Raw genomic sequence first — 17726 nt, 5'->3', positions numbered from 1 at the left:
GGGGCGGAATGTCGTGCAATCGGGTAAAACCCTAATTGGAGCTTTACCTTAATCGCAAGGCCTTGGCGATCTGGGCGTCGCTGCGGCGCAGGCTCAGCAGCACCAGGCCGGCCAAGGCCAAGGGGATCAGGCCCCAGACCGCGAAGCCCGCCACGGCGACCCCAGTGGCGCCGGCCAACAGGGCCGAGACCAGCATCTCGGCCAGGGTCGCCACCCACGACGCCCCGCCCCGACGCTTGAACTCCGAGCGTTTGCCCGGTCGTTGGCGCCAGACATTGATCAGGCCGCTGCTCCAGGCCGCCAAGGCCGCGCCCAGGGTGGTCCAGATGGCGGCGAGCGGCGCGAACCAGGCCAGCACGGCGATCGGCAGGGCCAGAAGCAGCGCCACCGGGAGCCAGGCCGCCGCCAGTTTGGCGCGGCGCAAGGTGGCGATCCTGGCCGGCGAGACCGACAGCAGGTCCGGCGCCTCCTCGGCCGACACGGTGATCCAGGCCAGGCTGCCCGCGACCTGACCGGCCAGGAAGACCACCACCCCCGCCCCGCCGGCCAGGGCCGCGCCCGTCCCGTGCGAGGCGTTGCGGCTGAGCACCAGGGCGGTGGGGATCAGATAGAGCACCCGGAGCAGCACCTGCGACAGCAGGGCCGCGTCGCGTCCGATCAGCAGCAGCTCCTTGCGCAGGGTGGCCAGAAAAACCCCGCCGGAGAAGGCCCGGGCGGGACCCTTGCCAGCCTTGGCGGGGGCGCTTGTCGTCGCGCCCTGGGCGGCGGCGGCGGCGTCCGAGAAGCGGCGTCCCAGGGCCCGGGCGGACAGGATGAACAGCGCCGCAGCGCCGCCCAGCAAGGCCAGCAGCGGCAGGGGCTGGCCCAACATGGCCCGCAGCGGCAGGTCGGCGAAGGGCGGCGGATTGAGCCGGCCTTCCTGGCTGCGTTGCATGATGTCGGCATAGACACTGCTGCTGGCCTGCTGCCCCAGGATGGATCGCGCCTGGCTGACCAGGAAGAAGCCCGCGCCGACCAGGGCCGCCATCACCTGAGCCACGGTGCGGGTGCGGCGCGGGCCGATCAGGGCGAACAGCGCCATGGCCAGCACCAGCCCGGCCGCCGTCGCCGCCAGGGCCAGGGCCGCCAGCACGCCGAACAGGCCGATCCAGCCGGGATGTCCATACAGCACGGTCGGCAGCAGCAGGGGGGTGGCGACCATCAGGAAGATCGTCGCCACCCCCGTCGCCACGCCTAGCGCCCGCACCAGCAGCACCTTGGCCGGCCCGATCGGCGAGGAGAACAGCAGGTCCAGATCACCCCGGTCGTACAGCGCCTCGCTCGACGCGCTGAGGGTCTGGGACAGCATCAAGGTGAAGATCACCGCGCTGGCCAGGGCGGCGATGCTGACCGACAGCGGGTTGATCGGGATGTCGTGGCCGTGCAGCCCCAGGGCGATGAGCACGCCGCCGGCGATCATCATGGCGCCGATGATCGTCAGGCCGATCAGGCCCCGCGCGCCCTTGCCGGCCCGCCCGCCCCGGAAACTTCGCCAGTAGAGACGCATCTCGTGGGCCAGCAGCCAGAGGATCGAACCCGGCGCCGCCAGGCTCACGCCACGGCCTCGCCAGATACGGGGGCGGGGGTCGCTGTAAGCTGCAGGAACACGTCCTCCAGGGTGGAGCCGTGCTTGCCGCCGCCCGCCCCCATCCCTCCGACCTGGGCGCGCAGGGCGTCCAGCGTGCCCTCGGCCAGCAGACGGCCGCCGGCGATGATGCCGATGCGGTCGGCCATGCGCTCGGCGACCTCGAGAATGTGGGTGGTGAGGATCACCGTGCCGCCGGCGTCGACGCGCTCCTGCAGCATGTCCTTGACCAGGCGGGCGGCGGCGGCGTCGAGGCCGGTCAGGGGCTCGTCGAGGATCAGCAGTTTGGGATCATGGATCAGGGCGCCGGCCAGGGCCACCTTCTGCTTCATGCCGCGCGAAAAGCCCTCGCAGCGCCGCCGCGCCTCGGACTCCAGGCCCAGCTTGGAGAGCAGCGCTTCGGCCCGAGCCTTGGCGGCCTTGGGTTCGACGTTCCACAGGCCGGCCACGAACTCCAGATATTCCAGCGGCGTCAGCTTGTCATAGATCATCGCCTCGTCGGGCGCCCAGGCGGTGATCGCCTTGGCGCCAGCCGGGTCGGCCTTGGCGTCGACGCCGAAGATGCTGATCTCGCCCTTGTCGGGCTTGGTCAGGCCCGCGACCATCCGCAGGGTGGTGGTCTTGCCCGCGCCGTTTGGCCCCAGCAGGGCGTAGAGCTCGCCGGCGTGGACCGTCAGGTCCAGGTCCATCACCGCCGGCTTGGCGAAGGTCTTGTCCAAGCCGCGGACGATCAAGGCTTCGGTCACGGACGGGTCCTTTGGGACGGTGGAGCTGGGGCATGTGAACGTGTTTGGGCCCCCTGTTCAAGGTCCTACCCCATGGGGTAGGACTTCATGCGGGTTGCCGCTGAAGGTGTGAAAAAGGGTCGCGGAGCGGCGGACATCGTCCGGCGTTTGTGAGTTCAACACCGTTTCGACGAAGCCGATCGCTCCGCGCCATTGTTTTCCGCTCGCGTCCGGTAGGCGGTCCTTTGAAGGCCTAGCCGGAAGCCGGTTCGCCCAGCCTGCCCTGTTCAACCGCTAAGGCGCGGCCAATCCAGCCGGAGAACTCCTGACCGTCACGCGCTCTCGCTCAAGGTGGCCAGCAACGTGTCCAACTGCTCGAACTGCTCGGGCATCCCGTCTGCCATCCCGACGAAGGCCTCGTCGAGCGCTTCCTTCGACGGATAGAGCTCGTGCAGGACCAACAGCGTCTGGCCCTCCCTTTCCTCGAAGGTCACCGTGGTGACGGCGGCGTCCTGGCTTTCGTCATTGGTCCAGACCAAGCGCGAGGGCGGCGTCACCTCAAGGTATTTGCCGAAGAACGCGAAGGACGATGCGGCGTCCTGGCCAAACTCGAGACGGTACTGACCCCCGACGCGGACATCCATTTCGCAGGACAGCAGAGGCGCGCCCGACGATTTGGGAGCCCACCACAGCTTCATCAACTCGGGCTTGGTCCACGCCTCGTACACGATGCGCGCCGGACCGTTGAATATACGCGTGACAACGAGCTCGCGCTCGGACTTCCGTTCGATCGTCGTGCGGTTACTCATCGCGTTTCTCCCTGACTTTCAAATCCTCGACAACCCTGTCCAACGTGTCGAAGCGTGAGGCCCAGACTTGACGGTAGCTTTCGATCCATGCCGCCTCAGCCTCGAGCCCGCGTAGGCCGAGCTTGCAGGTCCGCACGCGTCCGACCTTCTCCGTCGTGACGAACCCCGCATGCTCCAGGACGCCGACATGCTTCCTCATGCCCGTGAGGGTCATGTGGAACCTGTCGGCGAGCTCCGTGATCGAGGCGTCCGAACGGCCGAGCTGCTCGAGAACGCCACGTCGGGTGATGTCCGAGAGGGCGGCGAACGAGGCGTCGAGGCGAGATGTTGAATAGTGAACCATATGGTTCAGCGTATAGCGCTCGGATTTTTGGCATGCAAGGGGCGGTCGAACGCGCCGGAGTTATCAGCCCTCGCGCCCGCTGGGACCGCGCAAGGCTCGGCCGGGAAGGGGGCGCCGCGACGAGGACCCTACCCCCGTCTCGTCCCACCCCATCGCGCCACCTTCTCCAGTAACTCTCCCACCGCGATCGGCTTGCCGACATGGTCGTCCATGCCGGCGGCGCGGTAAGTCTCGATCTGCCCCGCCAGGACATTGGCGCTCAGCGCGATGATCGGCACACGGGCGGCGGAGCCCTGTAGGGCGCGGATGGCGCGGGTGGCGCTGACGCCGTCCTGGATCGGCATCTGCACGTCCATCAGCACGAGGTCGTAGCCGCCGCGCGCCGCCGCCGCGACCACCTCGACGCCATTGGTCGCCAGATCGACCTGATGGCCCACCGAACACAGGATCGCGCTGACCAATTCGCGATTGGCCTCATTGTCGTCGGCCAGCAGCACCCGCGCCCCAGCGGTCGGGACGGTGGCTGGCGAGATCGGCGCGGTTTCCGGCGCCGATGCCACGGGCAGCGGCAGGACGCACCAGAACCGCGAACCCGCTCCGAGGTCGCTCTTGACCCCGACCTCGCCGCCCATGGCCTCGGCCAGCCGTTTGGTGATCGACAGGCCGAGCCCCGTACCGCCGAACCGCCGGGTGACCGAGGCGTCGGCCTGGATGAAGCGATCGAACACGTGATCGATCATGTCGGGCGCCAGGCCGATGCCGGTGTCCGTGACCGAGAACTCGATCCGGGCCGCGCCATCCGCCTCTGGCCCGAGGCGGCGCGCCGACAGGGTTACGCCGCCGTCCCTCGTGAACTTGACAGCATTGCCCAGCAGGTTGAGCAGAATCTGGCGCAAGCGCTCGGGATCACCGACCACGAAGGCCGCCACGTCGGCGTCAATCCGCTTGGTCAGGCTCAGGCTCTTGGCCGAGGCCTGGGCCTCGATGATCCCCAGCGCCTGGTCCAGCAGCGGTTCCAAGGCGAACGGGCGCGAATCCAGCTCGACGCCGCCGGCCTCCAGCTTCGATAGGTCCAGCACGTCGTTCAGCGTCGACATCAACGCCTGGCCGGCGGCGTCGATGCGGTCGAGATGGCGGGTCTGGCCGGCGTCCAGCGGCGTGGCGCGCAGCAGGCCCGCGAAGCCGATGACGCTGGTCAGGGGCGTGCGCAACTCGTGACTCATATTGGCCAGGAATTCCTCCTGGGCGTGGGCGGCGGCCTCGGCGCGGCTTCGGGCCTGCGCCAGTTCGCGTGCGGTTTCGACCTGGTCGCTCGTGTCGATCTGGTTGACCAGCACCCCGACCGCGCCGGTCACCGGATCGACGGCCCGGCGCGCGGTCAGCCCGTGCCACTGCTCGCCGGCCGAGGTCACGACGCGACAGGCCGGCACGGTGATTTCACCGGCCAAGGCCTCGCCCCAGATGCGCTCGGCCTCGGCAGGATCGGCGAATGCCTGGTGGAAGACTTTTTGATCAGGAAAGCAGGCCATCCGGCTGGGATTGGCGAACAGGCGCCGGCCCTTGCCGTCGAACAGCCCGACCAGCACCGGCGTGTGTCGCAGCGCCTCGGCAGCGCGCTGCTCGTCCGGGCTGATCGCCAGCGAGGTCGCCTCGAACAGCATCGCCTCGCTGCCGTCGGCCAGGGTGATGGCCGAGATCGTGGCCGAGACCGAGGTCGGAACGCCCAGGGGATAGAAGGTCCAGTGCTCGGTGACCGCCTCGCCCCGGGCGATCTTCTGGTGGATGGTCTCCATCCGTGTGCGCACCGCCGGCGACTGGTCGGAAAAGTCACGCGCCAGCAGGGCGTCGAGGTCGACCGCCCCCCACAGGGTCACGGCGGCGGGGTTGGCGTAGACCTTGCGCTTGCGCAAGTCGTCGAACACCCAGACCGGCCGGCGCAGGCGCTCGAAGCTCGCTGTGTCGAACGGCAGGCAGGCGGGCGCGGACGGTCGGGGCGACGGCGACATCAAGGGGCTTCCAAACAGAGCACTCCATTAACGCATCAATTGCGGCATTCGGCGTGCATTCACACGGACCTAATGTCGCACGCGCGAAACGATGGAGGGAGACAGGGTGGCGCCGACGCCTTGCTTGCGCCACGGGCTGCGGCCAAGGTGCCGCTATGTCATCGCTCTACTTCCAAGGTCGCTCATGATCCGCGTTCCGCGCCTGGCGCTTGTTGTCTCCGCCGGGCTCAGCCTCGCCGCCTGCGCGACCCTTTTGCCTTCGAAGCCCCTCGGCGACCGCCCCGCCGATAGGGCGACGCCCGCCAAGTCATCCAAAACGCCGGTCGCGGCGCTAGGCGCCTCGACCGCTCCCACCCTGGCTTCGGTCAAGCCGGGCCAGTGGCCGCAGGCGGTGTCCGACGTCGCGCCCGACCCGCGCATCCGCTTTGGCGTGCTGAGCAACGGCATGCGCTACGCGATCCAGAAGAACGCCACCCCGCCCGGTCAGGCCGCCCTGCGCCTGTGGTTCGACGCCGGCTCGATCGACGAGACCGACGAGCAGCAGGGCCTGGCCCACTTCCTCGAACACATGGCGTTCAATGGCAGCAAGAACGTGCCGGAAGGCGACATGGTCAAGATCCTCGAGCGCCACGGCCTGTCGTTCGGCGCCGACACCAACGCCCAGACCGGCATCGGCGAGACCAGCTATCAGCTCGACCTGCCCAAAACCGACGACGATACGGTCGATAGCGCCATGATGCTGCTGCGCGAGGCGGCCGGCGCCCTGACTATCGCCCCCGACGCCGTCGATCGCGAGCGTGGCGTGGTGCTGTCGGAGGAACGCACCCGCGACAGCCCGTCCTATCGCGTCTTCACCAACGGCTTCTCGTTCCAGATGGAGGGCCAGCGGCCGCCGCTGCGTCTGCCGATCGGCAAGACCGAGATCCTGCGCGCCGCCCCTGCCCAGCGCATCCGCGACTTCTACGAGGCCTGGTACCGGCCCGAGAACGCGGTGGTCGTGGCGGTGGGCGACTTCGACGTCGACGCCATGGAGGCCAAGATCAAGGCCCGGTTCGGCGATTGGACGCCGCAAGGTCCGGCGGGCGTCCGGCCTGACGTCGGCCCCGTGGCAAAACGCGGCCTGACCGCCAAGGTGCTGGTCGAGCCCGGCGCGGCGCTGTCGGTGCAGTTGGCCTGGATCAATCCGCCCGACTTGGAGTTGGAAACCAGGGCCAAGGACGCCGATGAGCTGGTCAAGGCCCTGGGCTTCGCTGTGCTGAACCGGCGCCTGCAGGACCTCAGCCGCAATGACGCCCCGCCGTTCATTGTCGGGGTAGCGATGCAGAACGACCAGTACCAAGCCGCCCAGGTCACCAGCCTGGCCGCCACCGCCCAGCCGGGCCGCTGGAAGGAAGCGCTGGCCGCCCTCGACCAGGAACAGCGCCGCGTCGTGAAGTACGGCGTGCGCCAGGACGAGCTGGACCGCGAGATCGCCGCCATGCGCGCCGGCTTCGTGGCCGCCGCCGCTGGCCAAGCCACCCAGCGCACCACGGCCCTGGCCGGGGCGATCGTCAACAGCCTGGGCGACAAGGAAATCCCCACCAGCCCGTCGCAGAACCTGGTGGTGTTCGAAGAGGCCACCAAGGGCCTGACCGCCGACAAGGTCTCGGCCAAGCTGAAGGCCGCCTTCACCGGCTCCGGCCCGCTGATCACCATACCAACACCGACCGCCATCGACGGCGGCGAGGGAACGGTGACCGCCGCCTATGCCGACAGCCAGACGAGCGCCGTCGCAGCGCCCCCCGCGCCCAGCAACACCGTCTGGCCCTATGCCAGCTTTGGCGCCGTGGGCAAGGTCGCCGAGCAGAAGGACGTGACCGATCTCGACACCGTCTTCGTGCGCTTCGCCAACGGCGTGCGCCTGACTGTCAAACCGACCAAGTTCCGCGACGACCAGATCCTGGTGAAGGCCCGCATCGGCCACGGCCTGCTGGACCTGCCGACCACGGTCCAGAACCCGCTATGGGCCGGCTCGGCCTATATCGAGGGCGGTCTCAAGCAGATCTCGGCCCAGGACATGGACAGGGTGTTGAACGGCAAGGTGTGGAACGCCGGCCTGGGGGTCGAGGACGACGCCTTCAGCCTGTCGGGCCGCACCCGCCCCGAGGACCTGGACACCGAGCTGCAGGTGCTGGCCGCCTACGCCATCGACGGCGGCTGGCGTCCCGAGGCCTTCACCCGGATGAAGACCTATTACGGCACCATCCACGACCAGATGGAGGGCACGGCGGGCGGCGTAATGGGCCGAGACCTGGGCGGCCTGCTGCGCGGCGGCGACCGGCGCTGGACTTTCCCCTCGCGGGCCGAGATCGCCGGCAGCGCGATCGACCAACTGAAGACCGCCATCGCGGGGCCGCTGACCACCGACGCCATCGAGGTGGTGATCGTCGGTGACATCACGGTGGACAAGGCCGTCGCTGCGGTGGCCCAGACCTTCGGCGCCCTGCCGGCCCGCACCGACACGCAAGCCGCCGCCACGGCCGACCAGTCGCCCTTCCCCGCTCCCTCGGCTACGCCGATCGTCCGCACCCACAAGGGCCGCGCCGACCAGGCCCAGCTGTTCATGGCCTGGAAGACCGACGACCTGTTCGCCAACCTGCAGCGGGCCCGCAACACCCAGCTGCTGGCCCAGGTGATGCAACTACGGCTGACCGACGAACTGCGCGAGAAGCAGGGGGCCACCTACTCGCCCTCGGCCTCGGCCACCGCCAGCGTGGTCTTCGACCACTGGGGCTATCTGGCCGTCAGCGTCGAGGTTCCGCCCGAGAAGATCGACGGCGTCATCGCCAGCATCCGCCAGATCGCCGCCGACCTGCGCGACAAGGCGGTCACCGACGACGAGTTGGACCGGGCCAAGAAGCCGCGCATCGACCAGATCGAGAAGGCTCGCGAGACCAACGAATACTGGCTCGGCGTGCTGTCGGGCGCCCAGGCCGATCCGCGCCTGCTGGACTCCACCCGCTCGGTGATCTCCGGCCTGCAACGGGTGTCGGTGGCTGACGTGCAGAAGGCGGCCAAGGATTTCCTGGGCGACGACAAGTCGTGGACGATGGTGGTCAAGCCGGAGGGGAAGTAACTCCAAATCCGTTTTCCCGGCGAAGGCCATGACCCAGATCCCAAGGCGCGGGGCTGATTGGAGGCGCGCGGCATTCCCGGAACCCGCCTCAAAGTCATTCCATCTGGGCCCCGGCCTTCGCAGGGGAGACGGACTGTGAATTTACCGGCAGGCGATCAGGTGAACCCGATCAGCCTGTCCGCTCGCCGGCTTCCCCGCCAAAATCCCATAACCCGCCAAGCCCCAAACCGCCGCGACGGCCAACCATTGGGCGAGGGTGGCGCGGTGGGGAGCGGGCTTTGTCATGTCCGCCTTATCCGCGCGTTGCGCCGCGCCGAATAACGACTTATCAGCGGCCATCTGTGAGGTTTCGTCACATGACCGCCCGATCGCTGCCGCCGCTCAACGCCCTGCGCGCTTTCGAGGCCTTCGCGCGGTGTGGCCGCATGACCCTGGCCGCCGACGAGCTGTGCGTCACCCATGGCGCGATCAGCCGTCAGATCCGCCAGCTTGAGGACCATCTGGGCGCCGCCCTGACCGAAGGCCCGCGCACCAAGCTGGTGCTGACCTCGACCGGGGTGACCCTGGCCCAGGCCTTGACGGCGGCCTTCGACCAGATCGACGCGGCGATTCCCCGGCCGCCGCCAGCCGCCGACCGCGCCTTGGTGGTCTCCTGCCTGCCGACCTTCGCGATGAAGTGGTTGATCCCGCGCCTGCCAGGCTTCGTAGCCGCCTAACCCCACATCCCGGTGCGGATCGTGGAGTCCAACGGCCCCTTCGACTTCCGCGCCGACGGCGTCGACCTGGCCATCCGCATGCGGCTGCCCGAGGCCCCGCCTTCGCACGACGCCGACGTCACGCCGTTCCTCAAGCACTATGTCGGGCCGGTGGTTTCGCCCGCCCTGGCCGCCCAGGCGCCGGACCTGGCGTCCCTGGCCGCCCTGCCCCGCCTGCACACCCGCAGCTTCTTCGAAAGCTGGTCGGAATGGGAAGCCGCGTCGGGCATGACTTTGGGGCCGGCGGCGGTGAACCGCGAATTCGACCACTATTTCTACATGCTGGAAGCCGCCGCCGCCGGCCTTGGCGTGGCGATGGGGCCTTGGGCCTTCGCCGGGAGCGATCTGGCCAGTGGGCGGCTGGTGGCGCCGATCGGGCTGATCCCCGGCCGAGCCGAGGTGTGCGCCCTGACACCCAAGGGCAAGGCCACCAAGCCCGCCCGCCGCTTCCGCGACTGGCTGTCGGCCGAGGGCGCGGCGACCCCCGCGCCGCCGGGTTCTCAACAGGCCAGGCCAGCTAAAGGCGCAAACCCCCTTACACTTTGCCCTGGCGCCCTTTAGTTTCCGCCGATCCCCCGCGCCCCGGCGCCCCAACGAGACCAGGAGCCGTCATGGACGCCGCCACCATCGCCAAGCTCGAAGGCCATCTGAAGCGCACCTTCGGCAACCCCCACATCGCGCTCAAGGCTCGCCCCAAGCAGAAGGACTCCGCCGAGGTCGAAGTGGCCGGCGAATTCATTGGCGTCGTTTTCCAGGACGAGGACGAGGACGGCTCGTTCATGTTCGAGATGGCGATCCTGGCGGAAGACCTGGAAGGCTAGTATCCGTGACAGGCAGGGTCTGGTGTCGGCGGCGAAGGGCGTGAGGAGCCATCCCCTCGACCGCCCCGTCTGGTCGGCCTTCACCGGACGCCAGGCCGAGCACGCCATCGTCGATGGTCCCGCCCTGCGCGTCGACCCCGACTATGGCCTGTTCGCGGCGACGGCAGACAACAGGCCGGGCAGCCTGGCCGCCCTGCAGCGGCTGGTCCGCGCCCATGGCGAGGTCGGGCTGTTCGAACGGTTCGATCCGCCACCGGTCCCGGGCACGGCGGTCATCAAACGCGCCCTGTGCTGGCAGATGACCGCTGACAGCTTGGCCGCGCCAAAGCCTGTGACCTTCGCGATCGAGCCGCTGACCGAGGCCGACGGGCCGGAGATGCTGGCCCTGGCCACCCTGACCAAGCCGGGGCCGTTCTTCCGCCGCACCCACCAGTTGGGCGATTTCGTCGGGGTGAAGATCGACGGCCGCCTGGCGGCCATGGCCGGCGAGCGAATGCGCCCCGACGGCTTCACCGAGGTCAGCGGCGTCTGCACCCATCCGGACTTTCGCGGACGCGGCTATGCGGCGCGGCTGATGCTGCAGGTGGCTGGCGCGATCCAGGCGCGCGGCGAGACGCCGTTCCTGCACAGCTACGCCGACAACGCCGGCGCGATCGCCTTGTATCAGGCGCTGGGGTTTCGGTTTCGGTGCGAGCAGATCCTGACGGTGCTGGGTCCAGTCTGAACAAAAAGGGGCCCGGAAGGCGCTCGCCCTCCGGGTCCCTGTCTTCCACTCGGCGGCCGCGATCAGACGTCGGCGATCTTGTTGGCCGATCTGCGCGCCCAGCCATACAACCCGATGACGACCACCGCGGCGGCGACCAGGGCGAGGATCATGCCCACGTGCTCGGAGGGCGCGAAGGGGACTTCCAACGGGCCGGGCTTGTTGGTGGTGACGATCAGGCCGGCCAGGGCGACGTTGAACAGGCTCTCGCCGACGATGAAGCCCGAGGCGATCAGGATGCCCAGGCGCTTGGCGGGTGCGGCCATGCGGTCCTTGCCGACGATCTTGTCGTAGATCCAGCCGGCCAAGGCCCCGACCACGACCGGCGCGGTGACGGCGCTGGGCAGGTAGATGGCCAGGCCCACGCCCAGGGGCGGCAGGCTGAGGCGCTCCTGGCTAGACTTGCGCAGGATCAGGTCGACGGCCACCAGGGCCAGGCCGATCAGCGCCCCGACGCCCAGCAGGGTCCAGTTCAGATCCCCGCCGATCACGCCCTTGGCCAGGGTCGAGATCAGGGTGGCCTGGGGGGCGTCCAGCGGCTTGGCCCCAGCCACGGTGGCCAGGTTGGCCGCGCCGGAGAAGCCGTTCGAACGGTTCAGCAGTTCCAGCACGAAGGGGATGACGATCGCGCCGGCGACGACGCCGATGATCAGGGCCACCTGCTGTTTCCACGGCGTGGCGTCGACTAGCTGTCCGGTCTTCAGGTCCTGCAGGTTGTCGTTGGCCACCACGGCCACGGCCAGCACCATGGTGGTGACATAGAGGGCGTAGGCGACCAAGGCCTTGGCGACATCGGGACCGATGACGCCTCGGCCGACCACGCCGACCATCAGCGAGGCGCCCAGCACGGTCAAAATAGCTATGCCAGAGACCGGGCTGTTGGACGAGCCGATCAGGCCGGCCATGTAGCCGCAGACGGCGGCGGCCAGCAGGCCGGCGATCAGCACATAGCCGACGCCGATGGCGACCAGCGGGGTCGCAATGCTGGTGATCGGGCCGCCGGTCAGGAAGTGGGCCAGGAACCAGCCGGCAGGAGCCAGCAGGGCCAGAGACACCACGCCGACGATGCCGATCGGGATATCCTGCTCGGTCCGCGGGATCACGCCGCCGACCTTGCGGGCCTTGTTGGCCTCGAAGGCTGACATCAGGCCCGACCAGATCGGCACGGCCAGCTTGCCCAGGGTCCAGATGGCGGCGGCGCCGATGACGCCCGCGCCCATGAACCGCACCTCGGTCTTCCAGACCGTGAGGGCGTGCTTGGCGACCGAGACGTCCGGCATCGGGTGCAGGGCGGTCATGACCGGGACCAGAACGCCCCAGGCGATAGCGAGGCCGGCGAACATCGCCACGCCGACGGTGATGCCCATCAGGTGTCCCGCGCCCATCAGGGCCAGTGAGCTGGAAGCGCCCAGGCCGGTCGCGCCGGCCCCGGCCTTGAAGTAGCCTGCGACCTCGGCGGCGAAGATCTTGGCGGCGGCCAGGGCCGCGAACAGGGCCGAGGCGATGGTGCCCAGCACCACGGCGATCAGGCCAAACACCCCCTCGGCGGCGCCTTCGCGCGAGCCGGTGCCGACCTTCAGCACCTCGGCGGCGGCGACGCCCTCGGGGTAGGGCAGGTCGGAATTGGTCACCAGAGCCCGGCGCAGGGGTATGGTGTACATCACGCCCAGGATGCCGCCGACCAGGCAGGCGCCGAAGGTGGTCAGGAATGGCACGTGGCTCCACCAGCCGATCATCAGCAGGCCCGGCAACACGAAGATCACCGACGACAGTGTTCCCGCCGCCGAAGCGATGGTCTGGACGATGTTGTTTTCCTGGATCGTCGCGGTCTTGAAGGCCCGCAGCAGCGCCATCGAGATCACGGCCGCCGGGATCGAGGTGGCGAAGGTCAGCCCGACCTTCAGTCCCAGATAGACCTGGGCGGCGGTGAAGACGAGCGTGATCAGGATGCCGAGAAGGACCCCTCGAACGGTGAACTCCGACCGGGGCGTTACGATGGTGTCGGACGACATGCAGGGTCCTGAAAAGAGTTAAGGCGACCGGACCTTGCACGTCCGACCGCCCCAAACTCAAGTCTTGTTCCGCATTTTCCCGTTTCGCCGGTTGGCGTTGCCCTTGAATTCCCTTTCAAGGAACGGTTCAGAGAACGCCCAGCATCTCCGCGACCAGCGGATGGCGGACGATGTCGCGGTCGGCCAGGCGGACCACCGCGATGTTCTCCAGCGCCTCGAACTTCTCGGCCACGTCGCCCAGGCCCGAGATGCCCGGCAGCAGGTCCGACTGGTTCGGGTCGCCCGTCACCACCATGGTCGAGTTCCAGCCTAGGCGGGTCAGCAGCATCTTCAGCTGCATGTAGGTGCAGTTCTGGGCCTCGTCGATCACCACGAAGGCGTTGTTCAGGGTACGACCGCGCATGAAGCCGACTGGCGCGATCTCGATCGCCCCCTCGGCCATCAGCGACCGCATCCGCTTGACCGAAAGCCGGTCGCTCATGGCGTCGTAGAGCGGGCGCAGATAGGGTGCCAGCTTCTCTTCCATGTCGCCCGGCAAGTAGCCCAGCGACTCGCCGGCCTCAACGGCGGGGCGCGACAGCACGATGCGGCCGACCTTGCCGGCTTCCAGCGCTTCGACGGCCTTGGCGATGGCGATATAGGTCTTGCCGGTGCCGGCCGGACCGAGGGCCATGATCAAATTCTTGTCATCGATCGCCTCCATCAGGCTGGCTTGGCCCGGCGATTTGGGTTTGATCGTTTTGAGATAACTTTGGTCGCGCTCCTCCTGATCTGGGCCGCTCAAGGGCGACCAGCCGCCGCGATGCTCCACCGGCAGGCGGCGCACCTTGCCGTCATCGTAGTGGCCAGCGTCGTTAGCGCCTTCGCGCACGGTCCGCTTGAGAGCTCGCTTGGTCATGAAAGCCTCCATTCAGGCATGAAAAAAGGACGAAGCCGAATGGCGTCGTCCTTAGGGCAGATGGGGAGGAGATAGACGGAGGCGCGAGCGCGGCCGGACGGTTCGGAGCTGGGCCCCGAAGGCGGATCTGTACGCCCAAACCCCAAAACCGACACTCAAGGTCTCCGTCGTCGGGATGCCATGATCGATGATCGAACCACGACCGGTTACGAAGAAGAATGATTCCCGATGTAGGAGTGTTCCCCTTCGAATCGCACAAATACAATGGGGCTCACATGGTTTATGAGCCGTTAAGGCCTTGCTCGCTTTTAAAACACGGGGTGTACGGATGACTGTCTATTCCTTGGGCGCCGCAGTTCCCCAGCTTCCCCCGGAAGGCGAATATTGGATCGCGCCCAATGCCGCCGTGATGGGAAACGTCATCCTGCACAGGAATTCGAGCGTCTGGTGGGGGGCAATAGTTCGCGGCGACAATGATCCGATCACGATCGGTGAGAACAGCAATGTTCAAGACGGCTCAGTACTGCATACCGACAGCGGCGCTCCGCTGACCATCGGCGCCAATGTGACCATCGGCCACATGGTGATGTTGCACGGCTGCACGATCGGCGATGGCTCGCTGATCGGCATCGGCTCGATCATCCTCAACGGCGCCAGGATCGGCAGGAACTGCCTGATCGGGGCCGGCGCCCTGATCACCGAAGGCAAGGAGATCCCGGACAACGCTGTCGTGATGGGCGCGCCCGGCAAGGTGGTGCGCGAGGTCTCCGAGCATCAGGCGATGATCCTGCAGGCCTCGGCGCTGCACTATGTGGAGAATTGGAAGCGGTATCGCGCGGGGTTGAGGGTGGTGGCCTAAATCCTCCGCCTGTGGGGAGGCGATCGCAAAGCGATCGGTGGGGGAAGTTTTAGGGTTGCGAATCGAGGGTACGGCAGTCTGCCGATCATTCCCCCCTCCGTCGGCTTCGCCGACACCTCCCCCACAGGAGGAGGACATGATGCCGCTACGACACCCGCCAAACCCTCTTGCCCGCCGCCAAAACCCGGATCACTCTCTGGCTTAACAACGATAACAAACCAGGGAGGCGATGTCGGGCCATGACCAGCACGCGCTACGACTACGTCATCATCGGCGCCGGCTCGGCCGGCTGCGTCCTGGCCGCGCGGTTGACGGAAGACCCCAATATCAAGGTCCTGTTGCTGGAAGCCGGCGGCAAGAACACATCGCTCCTGGTCAAGATGCCGGCCGGGGTGGGCGAGCTGATCAAGGCCAAGGGCGACCAGAACTGGGGCTTCTGGACCGAGGAAGAGCCACACCTTAATGACCGCAAGCTGTGGTGGCCCCGCGGTAAGGGCCTGGGCGGCAGCTCGGCGATCAACGGCATGGTCTATATTCGCGGCCATGCGCGCGACTATGACCAGTGGCGGCAGATGGGCCTGGCCGGCTGGTCCTATGCCGAGGTCCTGCCCTATTTCAAGCGAAGCGAAACCCACCACGGCGGCGGCGACGCCTATCACGGCGAGGCCGGTCCCCTGCACGTGTCGCGCGGCGAGTCCAAGAGCCCGTTCTACACCGCCCTGGTCGAGGCCGGTCGCCAGGCGGGCCATGCGGTGACCAAGGACTTCAACGGCTACCGGCAGGAGGGTTTCGGCCCCTACGACCTGACCATCCGCGACGGCCAACGCTGGAGCGCGGCGGCCGCCTATCTGACCCCGGTCATGACCCGTCCAAACCTGACCTGCGTGACCGAGGCCCGCACGACGCGGATTTTGGTCGAGAAGGGTCGGGCGATCGGGGTGGAATATGTCGTCGGAGCCAGCGGCGATAAGGTCACGGCCCATGCCGAAGCCGAGGTGCTGCTCAGCGCCGGCGCCGTGCAGTCGCCGCACATCCTGCAACTGTCGGGCATCGGCGATCCGGAGGACCTCAAGGCCCACGGGATCGCGGTCGTCCAGGAGAGCAAGGGGGTCGGCGCCAACCTGCAGGACCATCTGGACGTCTGCCTGTCCTGGACCACAAAGAACCTGACCACCGCCTATTCGGCCAACAAGGGCTTGAGGAAGCTGGGCACCGGCCTGTCCTACATGCTGCTGGGCAAGGGACTGGGCCGTCAGCAGTTCCTGGAGAGCGGCGCCTTCCTGAAGTCGCGGCCCGACCTGGACCGGCCCGACCTGCAAATCCACGGCGTGCTGGCCATCATGCAAGACCACGGCAAGACCCAGGTCGAGAAGGACGGCTTCACCCTGCACGTCTGCCAGCTGCGCCCGGAAAGCCGAGGCAAGGTGGGCCTGCGCTCGGCCGACCCGTTCGACGATCCGACCATCCTGGGCAATTACCTGGCGACCGAGGAAGACCGCCGGGCCATCCGCGAGGGCGTCAGGATCGCCCGCGACGTGGTCGCCCAGGCGGCTTTCGACCCCTATCGCGAAAGCGAGTATTCGCCGGGCGCAGACATCAAGACCGACGCCGACCTCGACGCCTGGATCCGCGCCAAGTCCGAGACCATCTACCATCCTGTCGGCACCTGCCGGATGGGCGCGGCGGGCGATCCGCTGGCCGTGGTCGATGATCAGCTGCGGGTGCAAGGGATCGCCGGCCTGCGGGTCATCGACGCCTCGGTCATGCCGACCCTGATCGGCGGCAACACCAACGCCCCTACCATCATGATCGCCGAGCGGGCGTCGGACTTGCTGCGCGGCAAGGCTCTGGCGGCGCCGGTGGACGTGCCGGTGTTTGAGGATGGGCGGGCGGTGGCGGCCTAGGCGCGTCGGGCCGCGCTCTGTGCTTCTCTCAGCCAATCCAAGCGAAGGACCCCGCCCCATGAACCACCGCCCCCTCGGCCGCTCCGGCCTGTCCATCGCGCCGCTGGTGTTCGGCGGCAATGTCTTCGGTTGGACGGCGGACGAGGCGACCTCGCACCGCCTGCTGGACGCCTTCATCGACGGCGGCTTCAACGCGGTCGACACCGCCGATGTCTATTCGGCCTGGGTCCCCGGCCACACGGGCGGCGAGTCCGAAAGCGTGATCGGTCGCTGGCTGAAGGGCCGGAGCAAGCGCGACGACGTGCTGATCCTAACCAAGGTGGCCATGTGGCCAGCCCAGCCGGGCCTGTCTGCGGCCAATATCGTCTCGGCAGTCGAGGGTTCGCTGACGCGCCTGCAGACCGACCATATCGACCTCTACCAATCGCATCAGGACGATCAGGCCACGCCGATCGACGAGACGTTGGAGGCCTACGACCGGCTGATCCAGGCCGGCAAGGTCCGGGCCATCGGCGCCTCGAACTTCACGCCCGAGCGCTTGGCGCAGTCGTTGAAGGTCTCGGCCGACCAAGGCGTGGCGCGCTACGAGACCATCCAGCCGAAGTTCAACCTCTATGACCGCAGCGAGGTCCAGGGCGCGCTGGAGGCTCTGACTGGCCAGGAAGGGATTGGCGTTATCCCCTATTACGGCCTAGCCGCCGGATTCCTGACTGGAAAATACCGCAGCGAGGCCGATCTGGAAGGCAAGGCGCGGGGGCGGACGGTCAGGCAATACCTCAACGACAAGGGCCAGCGCGTGCTTGCCGCCCTCGACCAGGCCGCCAAGACGGTGGGCGCCTCCCAGGCTCAGGTCGCCCTGGCCTGGATCATGGCCCACCCGTCGATCACCGCCCCGATCGCCAGCGCCACCAGCGTGGAGCAACTGACCGAACTGATGGGCGCGGCGCGGCTCGTGCTGCCGGCAGAGGTGATTGAGGGGTTGAACGCGGCGGGGGCCTAGAAACCCTGATGAGGAGAGGTCGCCCCCCCTGGCGCCCCCTCCCCACCGTCCGACGCGTCCCCTGCGGCGCGTCGTCCTTTCCGCCCCCCCGG

Annotated in this window: 15 protein-coding genes; 8 read left to right on the top strand and 7 right to left on the bottom strand. The window is 68.0% G+C overall.

The window, feature by feature from the left end:
• Positions 1-43 precede the first annotated feature (43 nt).
• The 5 genes from ACP7AG_RS11760 to ACP7AG_RS11740 all read right to left on the bottom strand — a co-directional run bounded on the left by ACP7AG_RS11760 (position 44) and on the right by ACP7AG_RS11740 (position 5507).
• Positions 44-1594, bottom strand: coding sequence for a hypothetical protein (locus ACP7AG_RS11760; protein WP_426030957.1), 1551 nt, complete (start codon positions 1592-1594; stop codon positions 44-46).
• On the bottom strand, positions 1591-2313 hold the full coding sequence (locus ACP7AG_RS11755) for an ABC transporter ATP-binding protein (protein ID WP_426030977.1): 723 nt from the start codon (positions 2311-2313) through the stop codon (positions 1591-1593). Before ACP7AG_RS11755 ends, ACP7AG_RS11760 begins: the two co-directional genes overlap by 4 nt.
• A 368-nt stretch (positions 2314-2681) precedes the next feature.
• Complete coding sequence (locus ACP7AG_RS11750) at positions 2682-3158, bottom strand: SRPBCC family protein (RefSeq protein ID WP_426030955.1); 477 nt, start codon at positions 3156-3158, stop codon at positions 2682-2684.
• A complete protein-coding gene (locus ACP7AG_RS11745) occupies positions 3151-3501 on the bottom strand; it encodes an ArsR/SmtB family transcription factor (protein ID WP_426014780.1) in 351 nt (116 codons plus the stop codon). Before ACP7AG_RS11745 ends, ACP7AG_RS11750 begins: the two co-directional genes overlap by 8 nt.
• A gap of 128 nt (positions 3502-3629) precedes the next feature.
• Positions 3630-5507 (bottom strand): ATP-binding protein, encoded by a 1878-nt coding sequence (locus tag ACP7AG_RS11740; RefSeq protein WP_426030953.1) that lies wholly within the window; start codon positions 5505-5507, stop codon positions 3630-3632.
• 184 nt (positions 5508-5691) lie between these two features.
• On the opposite strand from ACP7AG_RS11740, the gene ACP7AG_RS11735 reads away from it, so the two are divergent.
• The 5 genes from ACP7AG_RS11735 (at position 5692) to ACP7AG_RS11715 (ending at position 10922) form a co-directional block, all read left to right on the top strand.
• On the top strand, positions 5692-8622 hold the full coding sequence (locus tag ACP7AG_RS11735; protein WP_426030951.1) for a M16 family metallopeptidase: 2931 nt from the start codon (positions 5692-5694) through the stop codon (positions 8620-8622).
• A gap of 356 nt (positions 8623-8978) precedes the next feature.
• On the top strand, positions 8979-9338 hold the full coding sequence (locus ACP7AG_RS11730; protein ID WP_426030949.1) for a LysR family transcriptional regulator: 360 nt from the start codon (positions 8979-8981) through the stop codon (positions 9336-9338).
• A 12-nt stretch (positions 9339-9350) separates the two neighbouring features.
• A complete protein-coding gene (locus ACP7AG_RS11725; protein ID WP_426030948.1) occupies positions 9351-9938 on the top strand; it encodes a LysR substrate-binding domain-containing protein in 588 nt (195 codons plus the stop codon).
• A 50-nt stretch (positions 9939-9988) separates the two neighbouring features.
• A complete protein-coding gene (locus ACP7AG_RS11720) occupies positions 9989-10198 on the top strand; it encodes a DUF3126 family protein (RefSeq protein ID WP_426014792.1) in 210 nt (69 codons plus the stop codon).
• A gap of 40 nt (positions 10199-10238) precedes the next feature.
• Positions 10239-10922, top strand: a complete 684-nt coding sequence (locus tag ACP7AG_RS11715) for a GNAT family N-acetyltransferase (RefSeq protein ID WP_426030947.1) — start codon at positions 10239-10241, stop codon at positions 10920-10922.
• Between the two features lie 62 nt (positions 10923-10984).
• Here ACP7AG_RS11715 and ACP7AG_RS11710 read toward each other — a convergent pair whose 3' ends face one another.
• Positions 10985-12973, bottom strand: coding sequence for an OPT family oligopeptide transporter (locus ACP7AG_RS11710; RefSeq protein ID WP_426030946.1), 1989 nt, complete (start codon positions 12971-12973; stop codon positions 10985-10987).
• 127 nt (positions 12974-13100) lie between these two features.
• Positions 13101-13883: a PhoH family protein gene (locus ACP7AG_RS11705; protein ID WP_426014796.1), complete on the bottom strand. Its 783-nt coding sequence runs from the start codon at positions 13881-13883 to the stop codon at positions 13101-13103.
• A gap of 316 nt (positions 13884-14199) precedes the next feature.
• On the opposite strand from ACP7AG_RS11705, the gene ACP7AG_RS11700 reads away from it, so the two are divergent.
• From ACP7AG_RS11700 to ACP7AG_RS11690, 3 genes are all read left to right on the top strand, one after another.
• A complete protein-coding gene (locus tag ACP7AG_RS11700; RefSeq protein WP_426014798.1) occupies positions 14200-14730 on the top strand; it encodes a gamma carbonic anhydrase family protein in 531 nt (176 codons plus the stop codon).
• A 239-nt stretch (positions 14731-14969) separates the two neighbouring features.
• On the top strand, positions 14970-16634 hold the full coding sequence (locus ACP7AG_RS11695; protein WP_426014800.1) for a choline dehydrogenase: 1665 nt from the start codon (positions 14970-14972) through the stop codon (positions 16632-16634).
• 58 nt (positions 16635-16692) lie between these two features.
• Positions 16693-17634, top strand: coding sequence for an aldo/keto reductase (locus ACP7AG_RS11690; RefSeq protein ID WP_426030945.1), 942 nt, complete (start codon positions 16693-16695; stop codon positions 17632-17634).
• Positions 17635-17726 lie beyond the last annotated feature (92 nt).

Origin of the sequence: Caulobacter sp. DWP3-1-3b2 (assembly GCF_049896325.1) — a bacterium.
Lineage (GTDB): Bacteria > Pseudomonadota > Alphaproteobacteria > Caulobacterales > Caulobacteraceae > Caulobacter.
The sequence above is the reverse complement of the archived record's forward strand: the minus strand, read 5'-3'. Positions and strand labels throughout refer to the sequence as shown.

Coding starts and splice junctions, on each gene's coding strand:
- ACP7AG_RS11755 (WP_426030977.1), bottom strand. CDS start 2,313: ATGGACCTGGACCTGACGGTCCACGCCGGCGAGCTCTACGCCCTGCTG.
- ACP7AG_RS11750 (WP_426030955.1), bottom strand. CDS start 3,158: ATGAGTAACCGCACGACGATCGAACGGAAGTCCGAGCGCGAGCTCGTT.
- ACP7AG_RS11745 (WP_426014780.1), bottom strand. CDS start 3,501: ATGGTTCACTATTCAACATCTCGCCTCGACGCCTCGTTCGCCGCCCTC.
- ACP7AG_RS11740 (WP_426030953.1), bottom strand. CDS start 5,507: ATGTCGCCGTCGCCCCGACCGTCCGCGCCCGCCTGCCTGCCGTTCGAC.
- ACP7AG_RS11735 (WP_426030951.1), top strand. CDS start 5,692: ATGATCCGCGTTCCGCGCCTGGCGCTTGTTGTCTCCGCCGGGCTCAGC.
- ACP7AG_RS11730 (WP_426030949.1), top strand. CDS start 8,979: ATGACCGCCCGATCGCTGCCGCCGCTCAACGCCCTGCGCGCTTTCGAG.
- ACP7AG_RS11720 (WP_426014792.1), top strand. CDS start 9,989: ATGGACGCCGCCACCATCGCCAAGCTCGAAGGCCATCTGAAGCGCACC.
- ACP7AG_RS11710 (WP_426030946.1), bottom strand. CDS start 12,973: ATGTCGTCCGACACCATCGTAACGCCCCGGTCGGAGTTCACCGTTCGA.
- ACP7AG_RS11705 (WP_426014796.1), bottom strand. CDS start 13,883: ATGGAGGCTTTCATGACCAAGCGAGCTCTCAAGCGGACCGTGCGCGAA.
- ACP7AG_RS11700 (WP_426014798.1), top strand. CDS start 14,200: ATGACTGTCTATTCCTTGGGCGCCGCAGTTCCCCAGCTTCCCCCGGAA.
- ACP7AG_RS11695 (WP_426014800.1), top strand. CDS start 14,970: ATGACCAGCACGCGCTACGACTACGTCATCATCGGCGCCGGCTCGGCC.
- ACP7AG_RS11690 (WP_426030945.1), top strand. CDS start 16,693: ATGAACCACCGCCCCCTCGGCCGCTCCGGCCTGTCCATCGCGCCGCTG.